This window comes from Pseudomonas sp. UBA4194 (genome assembly GCF_002379585.1).
GTDB lineage: Bacteria > Pseudomonadota > Gammaproteobacteria > Pseudomonadales > Pseudomonadaceae > Aquipseudomonas.
Window position 1 is genome coordinate 104,511 of the sequence record NZ_DFUE01000019.1, and the last position, 17,033, is coordinate 121,543.

Consider the following 17,033-nt stretch of genomic DNA (forward strand, 5'->3'; position numbering starts at 1 on the left):
CTTGACTAAGCCAGCCATACTCGCCCTTGCCGATGGCAGCATCTTTCGCGGCGAAGCCATTGGAGCCGACGGTCAAACCGTTGGTGAGGTGGTGTTCAACACCGCAATGACCGGCTATCAGGAAATCCTTACCGATCCTTCCTATGCCCAGCAGATCGTTACCCTGACTTACCCGCACATCGGCAACACCGGCACCACCCCCGAAGACGCCGAGTCCAACCGCGTCTGGTCGGCCGGCCTGGTGATTCGCGACCTGCCGTTGGTGGCCAGCAACTGGCGCAACACCCAGCCGCTGGACGAGTACCTCAAAGCCAACAACGTCGTCGCCATCGCCGGCATCGACACTCGCCGCCTGACCCGTATCCTGCGTGAGAAAGGCGCCCAGAACGGCTGCATCATGGCGGGCGACGACATCAGCGAAGAAGCGGCCATCGCCGCTGCGCGCGCCTTCCCGGGTCTCAAGGGCATGGACCTGGCCAAGGAAGTCAGCACCAAGGACACCTACCAGTGGCGCTCCAGCGTCTGGGACCTGAAAACCGACAGCCATCCCGAAGTCGCCAACAGCGAACTGCCATACCACGTCGTGGCCTACGACTACGGCGTCAAGGTCAACATCCTGCGCATGCTGGTCGAGCGCGGCTGCCACCTGACCGTGGTGCCGGCGCAAACCCCGGCCGCCGACGTGCTGGCGCTCAACCCCGACGGCGTGTTCCTGTCCAACGGCCCTGGCGATCCAGAGCCTTGTGACTACGCTATCCAGGCGATCAAGGAAGTGCTGCAGACCGAGATTCCGGTGTTCGGCATCTGCCTGGGTCACCAACTGCTGGCCCTGGCCGCCGGTGCCAAGACCGTCAAGATGGGTCACGGCCACCATGGCGCCAACCACCCGGTGCAGGACACCGACACCGGTGTGGTCATGATCACCAGCCAGAACCATGGCTTTGCGGTCGACGAAGCCACGCTGCCGAGCAATGTACGCGCGATCCACAAATCGCTGTTCGATGGCACCCTTCAGGGCATCGAGCTGACCGACAAGGCCGCGTTCAGCTTCCAGGGTCACCCTGAAGCCAGTCCGGGCCCGAATGACGTCGCGCCGCTGTTCGATCGCTTTATCGAGTCCATGGCCAAGCGCCGCTGATCGACGTCGAACCCGTGTGAAACGCGCGCCTGGGCCGGCCCCGTCATCGACGGACCGGCCGCCCAGGCGCCGCCCCATAAAGTCCAGGCGGCACGCCGACTGAACTGCGGAATTGAGTGAGAACCATGCCAAAACGTACAGACATTAAAAGCATCCTGATTCTCGGTGCCGGCCCGATCGTCATCGGCCAGGCCTGCGAGTTCGACTACTCCGGCGCCCAGGCCTGCAAGGCCCTGCGCGAAGAGGGTTACCGGGTCATCCTGGTCAACTCCAACCCGGCCACCATCATGACCGACCCGGCCATGGCCGACGCCACCTACATCGAGCCGATCAAGTGGCAAACCGTTGCCAAGATCATCGAGAAAGAGCGTCCCGACGCCGTGCTGCCGACCATGGGTGGCCAGACTGCCCTGAACTGCGCCCTGGACCTGGAGCGCGAAGGCGTGCTGGCCAAGTTCGGCGTGGAAATGATCGGCGCCAATGCCGACACCATCGACAAGGCCGAAGACCGCTCGCGCTTCGACAAGGCCATGAAGTCTATCGGCCTGGCGTGCCCACGATCGGGCATCGCCCACAGCATGGAAGAGGCCAACGCGGTGCTGGAGAAGCTCGGCTTCCCGTGCATCATCCGCCCTTCGTTCACCATGGGTGGCACTGGCGGCGGCATTGCCTACAACCGTGAAGAATTCGAAGAAATCTGCGCCCGCGGTCTGGACTTGTCGCCGACCAAGGAACTGCTGATCGACGAATCGCTGATCGGCTGGAAAGAGTACGAGATGGAAGTGGTCCGCGACAAAAAGGACAACTGCATCATCGTCTGCTCCATCGAAAACTTCGACCCGATGGGCGTGCACACCGGCGACTCCATCACCGTCGCACCGGCACAGACCCTGACCGACAAGGAATATCAGATCCTGCGTAACGCCTCCCTGGCGGTGCTGCGCGAGATCGGCGTTGAAACCGGCGGTTCCAACGTGCAATTCGGTATCTGCCCGAACACCGGCCGCATGGTCGTGATCGAAATGAACCCGCGCGTATCGCGCTCCTCGGCGCTGGCCTCCAAGGCCACCGGCTTCCCGATCGCCAAGGTCGCCGCCAAGCTGGCCGTGGGTTACACCCTCGACGAGTTGCAGAACGACATCACCGGTGGCAAGACCCCGGCGTCCTTCGAGCCATCGATCGACTACGTCGTCACCAAGCTGCCACGCTTCGCCTTCGAGAAATTCCCGAAAGCCGACGCGCGCCTGACCACCCAGATGAAATCCGTGGGTGAAGTCATGGCCATCGGCCGGACCTTCCAGGAATCCCTGCAGAAAGCCTTGCGCGGCCTGGAAGTGGGCGTTTGCGGCCTGGACCCGAAAGTCGACCTGGCCAGCCCCGAGGCCAACAGCATCCTCAAGCGCGAGCTGACCGTGCCGGGTGCCGAGCGTATCTGGTACGTCGCCGATGCGATGCGCGCCGGCATGAGCGTGGACGCGATCTTCGACCTGACCATGATCGACCGCTGGTTCCTGGTGCAGATGGAAGACCTGATCAAGGAAGAAGAGAAGGTCAAGACCCTGGGTCTGGCCGATATCGACAAGGCCTTGATGTTCCGTCTCAAGCGCAAGGGCTTCTCTGACCAGCGCCTGGCCAAGCTGTTGGGTATCACCGACAAGAACCTGCGCCGTCACCGCCACAAGCTGGAGGTGTTCCCGGTGTACAAGCGCGTCGACACCTGCGCCGCCGAGTTCGCCACCGACACCGCCTACCTGTACTCCACGTACGAGGAAGAGTGCGAAGCCAACCCGTCGACTCGCGACAAGATCATGATCCTGGGCGGTGGCCCGAACCGCATCGGCCAAGGTATCGAGTTCGACTACTGCTGTGTGCACGCGGCCCTGGCCCTGCGCGAAGACGGCTACGAGACCATCATGGTCAACTGCAACCCGGAAACCGTCTCCACCGACTACGACACCTCCGACCGCCTGTACTTCGAGCCGCTGACCCTCGAAGACGTGCTGGAAGTGGTACGTGTCGAGAAGCCAAAGGGTGTGATCGTCCAGTACGGCGGCCAGACCCCGTTGAAACTCGCCCGCGCCCTGGAAGAAGCCGGTGTGCCGATCATCGGTACCAGCCCTGATTCCATCGACCGCGCCGAAGACCGCGAGCGTTTCCAGCAGATGGTTCAGCGCCTGAACCTGCTGCAGCCGCCAAACGCCACCGTGCGCAGCGAAGAAGAAGCCATCCGCGCCGCAGGCGACATCGGCTACCCCCTGGTAGTGCGTCCTTCGTACGTGCTGGGCGGTCGTGCCATGGAGATCGTCTACGAGCTGGACGAACTCAAGCGCTACCTGCGTGAAGCCGTACAGGTGTCCAACGACAGCCCGGTACTGCTCGACCACTTCCTCAACTGCGCCATCGAGATGGACGTGGATGCGGTCTGTGACGGCACCGATGTAGTGATCGGCGCCATCATGCAGCACATCGAACAGGCCGGCGTTCACTCCGGTGACTCGGCATGCTCGCTGCCACCGTACTCGCTGCCTGCCCACGTGCAGGACGAAGTGCGCGAGCAGGTCAAGAAAATGGCCCTGGAACTGGGCGTTATCGGCCTGATGAACGTCCAGTTGGCCCTGCAGGGCGACAAGATCTACGTGATCGAAGTCAACCCACGCGCCTCGCGGACGGTGCCGTTCGTGTCCAAGTGCATCGGCACTTCCCTGGCCATGGTCGCGGCGCGGGTGATGGCCGGTAAAACCCTGAAGGAAATCGGCTTCACCAAGGAAATCATTCCGAACTTCTACAGCGTCAAGGAAGCGGTGTTCCCGTTCGCCAAGTTCCCGGGCGTCGACCCGATCCTGGGCCCAGAGATGAAGTCCACCGGTGAAGTCATGGGTGTCGGTGACACCTTCGGTGAAGCCTTCGCCAAGGCCCAGATGGGCGCCAGCGAAGTGCTGCCTACGGGCGGTACCGCGTTCATCAGCGTGCGTGACGACGACAAGCCACTGGTGGCCGGCGTTGCACGCGACCTGATTGCGCTGGGCTTCGAAGTCGTCGCTACAGCCGGTACCGCGCGCGAAATCGAGGCCGCCGGCCTCAAGGTACGCCGTGTGAACAAAGTGACCGAAGGTCGCCCGCACGTGGTCGACATGATCAAGAACGACGAAGTCACCTTGATCATCAACACCACCGAAGGCCGTCAGTCGATTGCCGACTCTTACTCGATCCGCCGCAACGCCTTGCAGCACAAGATCTACTGCACCACCACCATTGCCGCTGGCGAAGCGATCTGTGAAGCGTTGAAGTTCGGTCCGGAAAAGACCGTGCGCCGCTTGCAGGATCTCCACGCAGGACTCAATGCATGATCAAATATCCCATGACTGTCCAGGGCGCTCGCGCCCTGGAAGAAGAGCTTACCCATCTGACCAAGGTCGTCCGTCCCAAGCTGAGCCAGGACATCGGCACGGCCCGCGAACTGGGTGACCTAAAAGAAAACGCCGAATACCATGCCGCGCGTGAACAGCAGGGCATGGTCGAGGCTCGGATTCGTGACATCGAAGGTCGCATGCAGAATGCGGTGATCATCGACGTCACCACCATTCCTCACACCGGCAAGGTGATTTTCGGCACGACCGTGGAAATCGCCAACGTGGAGACCGACGAGCGCGTCAAGTACAAGATCGTCGGTGAGGATGAAGCCGATATCAAGGCGGGCAAGCTGTCCCATGGCTCGCCCATCGCCCGCGCCCTGATCGCCAAGGAAGAAGGCGATGTGGTCACGGTGAAGACGCCTGGTGGCGTTATCGAGTACGAGATTGTCGAAGTCGCCCACATTTGAACGGCCGCACTCGCGTCATGCGGGCGCGGTGATCTGGCAGCTGACCCAGGTGCTCTGGGTTGGCGGCCTGTGGATGCTGCACTTCGGCTTGCTGCCGGCGCTGGTGAAGGTCGGCATTGCGCCGTTGCTGGTCGAGGATATCGCCCGTCAGGTCGGCACATTGCTGGTGGCATTCGCGAGTTTCTGCGCGTTGCTGCAGGCCATGGTGCTGATTCGGGCCGAAGGCGTTCGCGGCGTGTTGCGCGATTTGCGTGGCCAGCTACTGTGTGTGGTACTGGTGGTGTGCGCGATGTACTTCGCCATAGCGCTGGTACTGACGGAGGCGATGCGCTGGCAGCTGTTCTGCTACCTGATTCTGGGTGTCACCGGCCTGGTGCTGGTGGTCCAGCCGATTCCATCGAGAGCGCGCCGGGCGCGCCCTTGATGGCGGGTTCATCAGTGAAAGCGATGAACGTTGGACAACTGCTTGTTCACTTGCGGGTTCTTGCGGTAAACCAGCGCCATCTTGCCGATGACCTGTACCAGGTCGGCACGGCCGGCCTTGCACAGTGCGGCAATGGCTTGCAGGCGTTGTTCGCGATCGAGGATGTTGAGTTTGATCTTGATCAGCTCGTGATCGCTCAAGGCGCGTTCGAATTCTGCTAAAACACCTTCAGTCAAACCGTTGTCGGCAACCATCAAAACCGGTTTCAGATGGTGGCCAATGGATTTGTACTGTTTCTTCTGCTCCTGAGTGAGCGGCATAATCTGACCCTTCGTCTGATCTTGTAAAAAGCGGCGGCCAGTTTACCCGAGCGCCCTCGGCTCCGCCCAGTTAATCACGACCCGTTATTCGAGGTGCCCTGTGGCCCGTTCCAAGACAAGCCTTAATTGGCTGAAAGAACACTTCAATGATCCCTACGTCAAAATGGCGCAAAAAGACGGGTATCGTTCACGTGCCAGCTACAAACTGCTGGAAATCCAGGAGCGCGATCGCCTGATTCGTCCTGGCATGAGTGTAATTGACCTGGGTGCCGCCCCCGGTGGATGGTCCCAGGTGACCAGTCGTCTGATTGGTGGCCAAGGCCGGCTGATCGCTTCCGATATCCTGGAAATGGACAGCATCCCGGATGTCACCTTCATTCAAGGCGATTTTACCGAAGACGCCGTGCTGGCGCAGATTCTGGAAGCGGTCGGTAATTCGCAGGTAGACCTTGTGATTTCCGATATGGCCCCCAATATGAGTGGACTGGCCGCAGTCGATATGCCCCGTGCGATGTTCCTCTGTGAACTGGCACTGGACCTGGCCAGTCGGGTATTGCGCCCAGGTGGCGACTTCCTGATCAAGGTGTTTCAGGGCGAAGGTTTTGACGTGTATCACAAGACCGTTCGGCAGATGTTCGACAAGGTGCAGATGCGTAAACCTTCGTCGTCGCGGGACCGTTCTCGCGAACAGTACCTGCTGGGTCGAGGTTTCAAGGGTGTCGAGCAGCAAGACAGCGGCTTTTGAAGCAGGCGATAGCTTTTTTCAAATGGTGTAGCCTGCTGAGCATAATCGACTATTGCGCAGTCAAAGTTTCACAAAGGGTTACAGACGGCACCTGCAGTCCAGTAGGTTATGTAGTAAGTTTGGCCGGTGAAAATCATGCGAAGCATGCCTGCGCGGGTTGCGGGTAGCAGGCTTCAGAGGGTAGCGAATTGAACGATATGGCAAAGAATCTGATCCTGTGGTTGATCATCGCCGCCGTCCTGGTGACGGTCATGAACAACTTCTCAAGCCCCAACGAGCCGCAGACCCTCAACTATTCCGACTTCATCCAACAGGTGAAGGACGGCAAGGTAGAGCGCGTTGCGGTCGACGGCTATGTCATCACCGGCAAGCGCAATGATGGCGACTCCTTCAAGACCATTCGCCCGGCGATCCAGGACAACGGCCTGATCGGCGACCTGGTGGACAACAAGGTCGTGGTCGAAGGCAAGCAGCCTGAACAGCAGAGCATCTGGACCCAGCTCCTGGTGGCCAGCTTCCCGATCCTGGTGATCATCGCGGTGTTCATGTTCTTCATGCGCCAGATGCAAGGCGGCGCAGGCGGCAAGGGCGGCCCGATGAGCTTCGGCAAGAGCAAGGCGCGCCTGCTCTCCGAAGATCAGGTCAAGACCACCCTGGCTGACGTTGCCGGTTGCGACGAAGCCAAGGAAGAGGTAGGCGAGCTGGTAGAGTTCCTGCGCGATCCGGGCAAGTTCCAGCGCCTGGGCGGCCGCATTCCTCGCGGTGTGCTGATGGTCGGTCCTCCTGGTACCGGTAAAACCCTGCTTGCCAAGGCCATCGCCGGCGAAGCCAAGGTGCCGTTCTTCACCATCTCCGGTTCCGACTTCGTCGAAATGTTCGTGGGTGTCGGTGCAAGCCGCGTCCGTGACATGTTCGAACAAGCCAAGAAACACGCTCCATGCATCATCTTCATCGACGAGATCGACGCCGTCGGCCGCCATCGTGGCGCTGGCATGGGTGGCGGTCATGATGAACGTGAACAGACCCTCAACCAGTTGCTGGTAGAGATGGATGGCTTCGAAATGAACGATGGCATCATCGTTATCGCCGCCACCAACCGTCCTGACGTACTCGACCCTGCGCTGCTGCGTCCAGGCCGCTTCGACCGTCAGGTTGTCGTGGGTCTGCCAGACATTCGCGGTCGCGAGCAGATTCTCAAGGTTCACATGAAGAAGGCGCCTCTGGGTGACGACGTCAACCCGGGTGTGATCGCTCGTGGTACCCCAGGCTTCTCCGGTGCCGACCTGGCCAACCTGGTCAACGAAGCGTCGCTGTTCGCTGCCCGTAACGGCAAGCGTCTGGTGGAGATGAAAGAGTTCGAACTGGCCAAGGACAAGATCATGATGGGCGCCGAGCGCAAATCCATGGTCATGTCGGAAAAAGAAAAGCAGAACACCGCCTACCACGAGGCTGGTCATGCCATCGTTGGTCGTGTGGTGCCGGAGCACGACCCGGTCTACAAGGTCTCCATCATCCCGCGTGGCCGCGCACTGGGTGTGACCATGTTCCTGCCGGAAGAAGATCGCTACAGCCTGTCCAAACGAGCGTTGATCAGCCAGATCTGCTCGCTGTACGGCGGCCGTATCGCCGAAGAGATGACCCTGGGTTTTGACGGTGTCACCACCGGCGCGTCCAACGACATCATGCGGGCCAGCCAGATCGCGCGGAACATGGTCACCAAATGGGGCCTGTCCGAGAAGCTCGGTCCGCTGCTGTACGCCGAAGATGAAGACCAGGGCTACCTGGGCCGTGGCGGCGGCAGCGCAGCGGCGGTTTCCGGTGAGACGGCGAAGGTCATCGACTCGGAAGTGCGCAGCATCATCGACCAGTGCTACGGCACCGCGCGGCAGATCCTCACCGACAACCGCGAGAAACTCGATGCCATGGCCGATGCGTTGATGAAGTACGAAACCATCGATGCCGATCAGATCGACGACATCATGGCTGGCCGTACGCCTCGCGAGCCTCGCGACTGGTCCGGCGGTTCGGGTCCTACCGGTACCCCGGTGTCTCCGGAGCCGCGTCCGGAAACCCCAATCGGCGGTCCCGCTGCCCAGCTGTAAAGCGTCAATTCGTACCGTTCGACACTAAGGTTCGACATGAACTCTGTGCAATACCCCACCCGGTTGCCTTGCGGCAACCGGGTTCTTGATTTGGCCCAGACCCACGTCATGGGCATCCTCAACATCACCCCCGATTCCTTCTCTGACGGCGGCCGCTTCAACCAGCGCGACCTCGCCCTTCGTCATGCCGAAGCGATGGTCAAGGCTGGCGCCACCTTGATCGATATCGGCGGCGAGTCAACCCGGCCGGGCGCGCGTCCCGTGTCTCCGCTCGAGGAGCTGGAGCGGGTTGCGCCACTGGTTGAAGCAGTCAGCCGCGAGCTGGATGTGATCATCTCGGTCGATACCTCTACCCCAGCAGTCATGCGCGAAAGTGCTCGCCTGGGCGCGGGGTTGATCAACGACGTGCGCTCCCTGCGTCGCGACGGTGCACTGGACGCGGCTGCAGCGACCGGGCTGCCGGTGTGCCTGATGCATATGCTGGGTGAGCCGACGGACATGCAGGATCACCCCCACTACGATGACCTGGTGGGGGAGGTCTCCAGCTTTCTCGACGAGCGCATGCAAGCGTGTGCTGCCGTAGGTATTCCCGCCGAGCGTATACTGCTCGACCCGGGCTTTGGTTTTGCCAAGTCCCACGCCCATAACCTGAGTCTGTTCAAGCATATGCAGGCTTTGCACGCGCTGGGCAGGCCGTTGCTGGTGGGCGTCTCGCGCAAGAGCATGGTAGGGCTTGCGTTGAACCGCCCTGTGGCGGAGCGCCTTTATGGCAGCCTTGCCCTGGCCGCCTTGGCCATGACCAAAGGCGCACGGATCTTGCGCGTGCACGATGTCGCCGAGACGGTGGATGTCGTTCGAATGATCGCTGCGGTCGAAGCGGCGGAATAAGAATTACGGAGCGTTGCTATGAGCAGGAAATATTTTGGTACCGACGGCATTCGTGGCCGGGTCGGCGAATACCCCATCACCCCGGACTTCATGCTCAAGCTGGGTTGGGCGGCAGGCATGGCGTTTCGCAAAATGGGCGTCTGCCGAGTGCTGGTGGGCAAGGACACGCGTATCTCGGGCTATATGTTCGAGTCGGCACTTGAGGCCGGGCTCTCTGCCGCTGGCGCAGACGTGCTGCTACTGGGTCCTATGCCTACCCCGGCGATTGCCTACCTGACGCGCACCTTCCATGCCGATGCGGGCATTGTCATCAGTGCATCGCACAACCCCCATGACGACAACGGCATCAAGTTTTTCTCCGGCCAGGGCACCAAGCTGCCGGACGAAGTGGAGTCGATGATCGAGGAGCTGATGGACGCGCCCATGACCGTGGCCGAGTCCAGCAAGCTGGGCAAGGTCTCGCGCATCAACGACGCGGCCGGTCGCTACATCGAGTTCTGCAAAAGCAGCGTGCCCACCAGTACCGACTTCGCCGGCCTCAAGCTGGTGATCGACTGCGCCCATGGCGCCACCTACAAGGTAGCGCCCAATGTCTTTCGCGAGTTGGGCGCGCAGGTCACCGTGCTCTCGGCGGCGCCTGATGGCCTGAATATCAACGACAACTGTGGCTCGACCCACATGGAAGCCTTGCAGGCGGCCGTACTGGTTGGTCACGCCGATCTGGGCATTGCCTTCGACGGCGACGGTGATCGCGTGCTGATGGTCGACCATACGGGCGCCATCGTCGATGGTGACGAACTGCTGTTCATCATCGCCCGTGATCTGCAGCAGCGCGGCAAGCTGCACGGCGGCGTAGTGGGTACGCTGATGAGCAACCTGGGCCTGGAGCTGGCCCTGCAAGACCTCTCGATCCCGTTCGTGCGCGCCAACGTCGGTGACCGCTATGTGATGGCGGAGCTCAAGGAGCGCGAATGGCAGCTTGGGGGTGAAAATTCGGGGCATATCGTGTGCTGCCATTACACCACAACCGGTGACGCCATCATTGCCGCCCTGCAAGTGCTGCTGGCCCTCAAGCGACGCGATGAAACCCTGGCCCACGCGCGCCAGGGCCTGCGCAAATGCCCACAGGTGCTGGTCAACGTGCGCTTCAGTGGGGGTGACGTGAATCCGGTCGAACACCCGGCGGTCAAGGAGGCCTGCGAGCGTGTAACCCACGCCATGGGCGGGCGCGGCCGTGTGCTGTTGCGCAAGTCCGGCACCGAGCCGCTGGTGCGGGTGATGGTCGAGGGCAACGACGAAAAAGCCGTTCGCGGCTATGCCGACGAGCTGGCAAAGCTGGTCACTGAAGTTTGCGCCTGATTCGGCTTGCCAGTGAACGTTGCGTTGGGTAACATCTGCGCCCACTTTGACCGACGAGGTACAGCATGCGTCGCCCCATGGTAGCTGGTAACTGGAAAATGCATGGTACCCGCGCCAGCGTCGCTGAGCTGATAGAGGGTCTGCGCAAGCAACCCTTGCCCGACGCTGTCGATGTCGCGGTATTCCCGCCTTCGCTGTTCATCGACCGTGTGGTTGATGGCTTGCAGGGCAGTAACATCGCCGTGGGTTCGCAGAACTGCGCGACACAAGTTGAGCAGGGCGCGCTGACCGGTGAAATCGCACCGAGCCAGTTGTCCGATGCACAATGTTCGCTGGTCCTGATCGGTCATTCCGAGCGTCGCCAGTTGCTTGGCGAAAGCGAAGAGATGCTGATCGAGAAGTTCAAGGCGGCTCAGGCAGCAGGTCTGATACCGGTGCTCTGCATAGGGGAAACCCTGGAAGAGCGTGAAGCCGGCAAGACGCTGGAAATTGTAGGTCGTCAGCTGGGCAGTGTCATTGCAGCCCTGGGGATCGAAGCGCTGGCCACTGCGGTGGTCGCCTACGAACCGGTCTGGGCCATTGGCACCGGGCTGACCGCCACGCCGCAGCAAGCGCAGGATGTGCACGCAGCCATTCGCGCTCAGTTGTCGGCAGAAGATGCCAAGGTCGCACAGTCTGTGCGGCTGTTGTACGGCGGTAGCGTCAAAGCGGCCAATGCGGCCGAACTGTTCGGCATGCCGGATATCGATGGGGGCCTCATTGGTGGTGCTTCCCTGAATGCAGATGATTTCGGTGCGATCTGTCGCGCCGCGGGAAACTGAGAAAATGCTGGAAACAGTCGTAGTCGTTTTTCATCTGTTGGGTGCTCTGGGCGTTGTCGCTCTGGTATTGCTGCAACAGGGTAAAGGTGCGGACGCTGGCGCGTCGTTCGGAGCAGGTGCATCAAATACTGTCTTCGGAAGCCAAGGTTCCTCTACCTTTCTTAGTAAGTTTACTGCTATACTTGCCGCCTGTTTCTTCATAACCAGCTTGGGGTTAGGTTACTTTGCTAAAGAGAAAGCTCAACAGCTGACTCAAGTAGGTTTGCCAGATCCAGCTGTTATCGAAGCACCTAAGCAAAAGCCGGCAGCAGATGATGTTCCGGTGCTTCAAGAGCAAAAGACCGAAGCGGCTCCGGCCACTGACGTTCCTCCGGCTCAAGAGCAAAAGTGATATCCGCAAGGACTTCACTGTTTCAAAAGCGGTAAGGGTTTCACGTAGTATTGCCGAGGTGGTGGAATTGGTAGACACGCAACCTTGAGGTGGTTGTGCCCATAGGGTGTAGGGGTTCGAGTCCCCTTCTCGGTACCAATTATCAGGAGAGCCCGCTGTTGCGGGCTTTCTTGTCGGTGGAAGCTTGGATTGACCCAAATCGGGTTCGGTCGTATACTTTCGCCCCAGCTTTGTCGCGGGATGGAGCAGTCTGGTAGCTCGTCGGGCTCATAACCCGAAGGTCNNGGTCGTTGGTTCAAATCCAGCTCCCGCAACCAGTTTTAGCAAGGCCCCTTTTCAAAGGGGCTTTTTGTTAGCTGGACAGTTCTTAAGCGCCGGTATTCAACGGCGTATCCGGGATGGGCGCTTCGCCCATTTTTTATTTGCACAGCATGCACGAGGGGGTTCAGGTGTCGAGCAAGCTAGAACAGTTGCAGGCCTTGTTGGCCCCGGTGGTCGTGGCCCTAGGCTATGAATGCTGGGGTATTGAGTTTTCGGCTCAGGGCCGCCATTCGCTTTTGCGTGTTTATATCGATAAAGAGGGCGGCGTGCTGGTGGATGACTGCGCCATTGTCAGTCGTCAGATCAGTGGTGTCCTGGACGTTGAAGATCCCATCAGCGTCGAATACACCCTCGAAGTTTCCTCTCCAGGCATGGAACGCCCGCTGTTCACCATCGAACAGTTTGCCGCGTACGCCGGAGCACAAGTAAAGATAAAGTTGCGCGCGCCTTTCGAGGGTCGTCGCAACTTTCAGGGCCTTCTCCACGGTGTGGAGGACCAGGATGTCGTGGTTCGTGTAGACGAAAACGAATTCCTGCTGCCGATCGATTCGATCGACAAGGCCAATATCATTCCCAGTTTTGACTGAGACATGCCAGATACTGCGGGTCCCGCGGATCCAATGGCTTGCGAAAGGCGAGGCGTACGATGAGCAAAGAAGTACTGCTGGTTGTTGAGTCGGTATCCAATGAAAAGGGTGTACCGGCAGGCGTAATATTCGAAGCGCTGGAGATTGCTCTGGCGACTGCGACAAAAAAACGCTTCGAGGACGAAGTTGACCTGCGTGTGGAAATCAACCGCCACACCGGTGCCTACGAAACATTCCGTCGCTGGACCGTGGTCGAGGAAGATGATCTCGACGATCCGGCGATCGAAACCTGGCCGAGCAAGGTCGTCCAGACCCATCCCGAAGCCAAGGTGGGTGACATCGTCGAAGAGAAGATCGAGTCGATCGAATTCGGCCGTATCGCCGCACAGACCGCCAAGCAGGTCATCGTGCAGAAGGTTCGTGAAGCCGAGCGCGCCCAAGTGGTCGACGCTTACCGCGAACGTCTGGGCGAGATCATCTCCGGTACCGTAAAGAAAGTGACCCGCGACAACGTTATCGTTGACCTGGGCAACAACGCCGAGGCCTTGCTGGCTCGCGAAGACATCATCTCGCGCGAAACCTTCCGCGTCGGTGTGCGCCTGCGTGCACTGCTCAAGGAAATTCGTACCGAGAACCGTGGTCCTCAGCTGATTCTGTCGCGTACCGCGCCGGAAATGCTGATCGAGCTGTTCCGCATCGAAGTGCCGGAAATTGCTGAAGGCCTGATCGAAGTCATGGCCGCTTCCCGTGATCCGGGTTCGCGCGCCAAGATCGCCGTTCGTTCCAAGGACAAGCGCATCGACCCGCAAGGCGCCTGCATCGGCATGCGCGGTTCGCGTGTGCAGGCGGTGTCCGGCGAGTTGGGCGGTGAGCGTGTGGACATCGTCCTGTGGGACGACAACCCGGCGCAGTTCGTCATCAATGCCATGTCCCCGGCGGAAGTCGCGGCCATCATCGTCGACGAAGACGCCCATGCCATGGACATCGCCGTGGGTGCCGACAATCTGGCCCAGGCAATTGGTCGCGGCGGGCAGAACGTGCGTCTGGCCAGCCAGTTGACTGGCTGGACCTTGAACGTGATGACCGAATCGGACATCCAGGCCAAGCAGCAAGCGGAAACCGGTGACATCCTGCGCAACTTCATCGACGAGCTGGAAGTCGACGAAGAGCTGGCACAGGTGCTGGTAGACGAAGGCTTCACCAGCCTGGAAGAGATTGCCTACGTACCGTTGGAAGAAATGCTCAACATCGACGGCTTTGACGAAGACATCGTCAACGAGCTTCGCGCTCGGGCCAAGGATCGTTTGTTGACCAAAGCCATCGCTACTGAGGAAAAGCTGGCAGACGCCCATCCGGCCGAAGACCTGCTCTCGCTTGAGGGTATGGACAAGGATTTGGCGATGGAACTGGCGGTGCGCGGCGTAGTTACCCGCGAAGACCTGGCCGAGCAGTCGATTGACGACCTGCTCGACATCGACGGCATCGACCAAGATCGTGCCGGCAAGTTGATCATGGCCGCCCGAGCCCATTGGTTCGAGTAATTGGCGCGGCCTGAGGAGAGAAGTGCATGACGCAAGTCACGGTGAAAGAACTGGCCCAAGAGGTCGCCGCACCGGTAGAGCGCCTGCTTCAGCAGATGCGTGAGGCAGGTCTGCCGCACACCGACGCCGGACAAGTTGTGACCGACAATGAGAAGCAGGCTCTGCTGGCTCATTTGAAAAGCAGCCACAAGGCGAAAGCGGAAGAACCGCGCAAGATTACCTTGCAACGCAAGACCCAAAGCACCTTGCGTGTGGCCGGTAGCAAGAGCATCAGCGTAGAAGTACGCAAGAAGAAAGTATTCGTTCAGCGCAGCCCGGAAGAAATCCAGGCCGAGCAGAAGCGCGAGCTCGAAGAGCGTCGCGCGGCAGAGAACGCTGCCCGTCAGAAAGCCGAAGAAGAAGCGCGCGCCCGCGCTGCGACCGAAGCACGCAACCAGCCAGCCGGCAACACGGCTGCTGCAGCGCCGGCTCCGGCCGCACCGGCCCCTGCGCCTTCGGTACCGGACATCGATCTGGCAGCTGTCGCTCCGGCGCCGGCTCCAGAGCGCAAGAAGGAAGAACCCCGTCGTCCCGACAAGCCTCGCAACGACGATCGTCGCAGCGGTGGCGGCGCTGGCGATGGCGAGCGCAAGAACCAGCCTCATCGTGCCACGGTCAAGGAAAAGGCGCCGACTCCGCGTGCCGCTCCGCGTACCACCGACGAAGAGAGCGATGGCTTCCGTCGTGGCGGCCGTGGCAAAGGCAAGCTGAAGAAGCGCAACGCCCACGGTTTCCAGAGCCCAACCGGCCCTGTCGTACGTGACGTGCAGATCGGCGAGACCATCACTGTCGGCGACCTCGCCGCGCAGATGTCGGTCAAGGCTGCCGAAGTCATCAAGTTCATGTTCAAACTGGGCACCCCGGCCACCATCAACCAGGTACTGGATCAGGAAACTGCCCAGCTGGTCGCTGAAGAACTGGGCCACAAAGTGACCCTGGTCAGCGATACCGCCCTGGAAGATTCCCTGGCCGAATCGCTGAAGTTCGAAGGTGAAGCGTTCGCTCGTGCACCGGTCGTGACCGTCATGGGCCACGTTGACCACGGTAAGACCTCGCTGCTCGACTACATTCGTCGCGCCAAGGTCGCTGCGGGCGAAGCCGGCGGTATCACCCAGCACATCGGCGCCTACCACGTAGAAACCGAGCGCGGCATGGTGACCTTCCTCGACACCCCGGGCCACGCCGCGTTTACCGCGATGCGTGCCCGTGGTGCCAAGGCCACCGACATCGTGATCCTGGTGGTTGCGGCTGACGACGGCGTGATGCCACAGACCATCGAAGCCGTTCAGCATGCCAAGGCTGCTGGCGTGCCGCTGGTGGTTGCAGTGAACAAGATCGACAAGCCGGGCGCCGACCTGGACCGTATCCGCAGCGAGCTGTCGGTACACGGTGTGACTTCCGAAGAGTGGGGCGGCGACACCCCGTTCGTCCCGGTCTCGGCCAAGCAAGGTACTGGCGTCGACGAATTGCTCGAAGCTGTTCTGCTGCAAGCCGAGGTCCTGGAACTCACCGCTACGCCGTCGGCTCCTGGCCGTGGTGTGGTCGTCGAGTCCCGTCTGGACAAGGGCCGTGGCCCGGTAGCCACCGTGCTGGTACAGGACGGTACGCTGCGTCAAGGCGACATGGTGCTGGTCGGCTCGAACTATGGCCGCGTGCGCGCCATGCTCGACGAGAACGGCAAGCCGATCAAGGAAGCCGGTCCGGCCATTCCGGTCGAGATCCTGGGCCTTGATGGCACCCCGGACGCTGGCGACGAGATGAGCGTTGTTGCCGACGAGAAGAAAGCCCGTGAAGTGGCTCTGTTCCGTCAAGGCAAGTTCCGCGAAGTCAAGCTGGCCCGCGCTCACGCTGGCAAGCTGGAAAACATCTTCGAGAACATGGGTCAGGAAGAGAAGAAGACGCTCAACATCGTCCTCAAATCCGACGTCCGTGGTTCGCTCGAAGCTTTGCAGGGCGCTCTGAACGGCCTGGGCAACGACGAAGTGCAAGTGCGTGTGGTCGGTGGCGGCGTCGGTGGTATCACCGAATCCGATGCCAACCTGGCACTGGCCTCCAATGCAGTACTGTTCGGCTTCAACGTGCGTGCCGATGCTGGCGCTCGCAAGATCGTCGAGCAGGAAGGTCTGGATATGCGTTACTACAACGTGATCTACGACATCATTGAAGACGTCAAGAAAGCCCTGACCGGTATGCTCGGCAGCGACGTTCGCGAGAACATCCTGGGCATCGCCGAAGTGCGTGACGTGTTCCGTTCGCCGAAGTTCGGTGCGATCGCCGGTTGCATGGTCATCGAGGGTGTGGTGTTCCGCAACCGTCCGATCCGTGTACTGCGCGAAGACATCGTTATCTTCGAAGGCGAGCTGGAATCGCTGCGTCGCTTCAAGGACGATGCGTCCGAAGTACGTGCCGGCATGGAATGCGGTATCGGCGTGAAGAGCTACAACGACGTCAAGGTCGGCGACAAGATCGAAGTCTTCGAGAAAGTCCAAGTGGCCCGTACGCTCTAAGCCGCGACCCCAAGGAACCGCATGGGTCTT

14 protein-coding genes and 2 tRNA genes are annotated in these 17,033 nt (G+C 60.5%); 15 read left to right on the top strand and 1 reads right to left on the bottom strand.

The features are described from left to right. Position 1: 1 nt before the first annotated feature. From carA to B3397_RS05280, 4 genes are all read left to right on the top strand, one after another. Positions 2-1,138, top strand: a complete 1,137-nt coding sequence (carA, locus tag B3397_RS05265; RefSeq protein WP_296247910.1) for a glutamine-hydrolyzing carbamoyl-phosphate synthase small subunit — start codon at positions 2-4, stop codon at positions 1,136-1,138. Positions 1,139-1,263: 125 nt separating this feature from the next. Beyond that, a complete protein-coding gene (gene carB, locus B3397_RS05270; protein WP_296247913.1) occupies positions 1,264-4,485 on the top strand; it encodes a carbamoyl-phosphate synthase large subunit in 3,222 nt (1,073 codons plus the stop codon). Beyond that, positions 4,482-4,958 carry a transcription elongation factor GreA gene (gene greA / locus B3397_RS05275; protein WP_296247915.1) on the top strand — a complete coding sequence of 159 codons (477 nt, stop codon included), beginning with the start codon at positions 4,482-4,484 and terminating at the stop codon, positions 4,956-4,958. Before carB ends, greA begins: the two co-directional genes overlap by 4 nt. A 28-nt stretch (positions 4,959-4,986) precedes the next feature. Next, the gene (locus B3397_RS05280; RefSeq protein WP_296248003.1) at positions 4,987-5,382 is read left to right on the top strand and encodes an MFS transporter; all 396 of its coding nucleotides are present in this window, start codon (positions 4,987-4,989) and stop codon (positions 5,380-5,382) included. Positions 5,383-5,393: 11 nt separating this feature from the next. On the opposite strand, the gene yhbY is transcribed toward B3397_RS05280, so the two are convergent. Then, positions 5,394-5,702, bottom strand: coding sequence for a ribosome assembly RNA-binding protein YhbY (gene yhbY / locus B3397_RS05285; RefSeq protein ID WP_296247916.1), 309 nt, complete (start codon positions 5,700-5,702; stop codon positions 5,394-5,396). 100 nt (positions 5,703-5,802) lie between these two features. Here yhbY and rlmE point away from each other — a divergent pair, with 100 nt between their 5' ends. From rlmE to infB, 11 genes are all read left to right on the top strand, one after another. After that, positions 5,803-6,447, top strand: coding sequence for a 23S rRNA (uridine(2552)-2'-O)-methyltransferase RlmE (rlmE, locus tag B3397_RS05290; RefSeq protein ID WP_296247917.1), 645 nt, complete (start codon positions 5,803-5,805; stop codon positions 6,445-6,447). Between the two features lie 197 nt (positions 6,448-6,644). Beyond that, positions 6,645-8,549 carry an ATP-dependent zinc metalloprotease FtsH gene (ftsH, locus tag B3397_RS05295; protein ID WP_296247919.1) on the top strand — a complete coding sequence of 635 codons (1,905 nt, stop codon included), beginning with the start codon at positions 6,645-6,647 and terminating at the stop codon, positions 8,547-8,549. A 36-nt stretch (positions 8,550-8,585) separates the two neighbouring features. Then, positions 8,586-9,437, top strand: coding sequence for a dihydropteroate synthase (gene folP, locus B3397_RS05300; protein ID WP_296247921.1), 852 nt, complete (start codon positions 8,586-8,588; stop codon positions 9,435-9,437). A gap of 18 nt (positions 9,438-9,455) precedes the next feature. Continuing rightward, positions 9,456-10,796 (top strand): phosphoglucosamine mutase, encoded by a 1,341-nt coding sequence (gene glmM, locus B3397_RS05305; protein WP_296247923.1) that lies wholly within the window; start codon positions 9,456-9,458, stop codon positions 10,794-10,796. Between the two features lie 65 nt (positions 10,797-10,861). Further along, the gene (gene tpiA, locus B3397_RS05310) at positions 10,862-11,617 is read left to right on the top strand and encodes a triose-phosphate isomerase (protein WP_296247926.1); all 756 of its coding nucleotides are present in this window, start codon (positions 10,862-10,864) and stop codon (positions 11,615-11,617) included. A gap of 4 nt (positions 11,618-11,621) precedes the next feature. Further along, a complete protein-coding gene (gene secG / locus B3397_RS05315; protein ID WP_296247928.1) occupies positions 11,622-12,008 on the top strand; it encodes a preprotein translocase subunit SecG in 387 nt (128 codons plus the stop codon). A gap of 52 nt (positions 12,009-12,060) precedes the next feature. Then, a tRNA-Leu gene (locus B3397_RS05320) sits at positions 12,061-12,146 on the top strand. Positions 12,147-12,242: 96 nt separating this feature from the next. After that, a tRNA-Met gene (locus tag B3397_RS05325) sits at positions 12,243-12,325 on the top strand. Positions 12,326-12,457: 132 nt separating this feature from the next. Then, a complete protein-coding gene (gene rimP, locus B3397_RS05330) occupies positions 12,458-12,916 on the top strand; it encodes a ribosome maturation factor RimP (protein ID WP_296248005.1) in 459 nt (152 codons plus the stop codon). A gap of 59 nt (positions 12,917-12,975) precedes the next feature. Next, positions 12,976-14,457 (top strand): transcription termination factor NusA, encoded by a 1,482-nt coding sequence (gene nusA / locus B3397_RS05335; RefSeq protein ID WP_296247930.1) that lies wholly within the window; start codon positions 12,976-12,978, stop codon positions 14,455-14,457. A 26-nt stretch (positions 14,458-14,483) separates the two neighbouring features. Beyond that, entirely contained in the window at positions 14,484-17,003 is a 2,520-nt protein-coding gene (gene infB, locus B3397_RS05340) for a translation initiation factor IF-2 (RefSeq protein WP_296247932.1), read from the top strand. Positions 17,004-17,033: the final 30 nt, after the last annotated feature.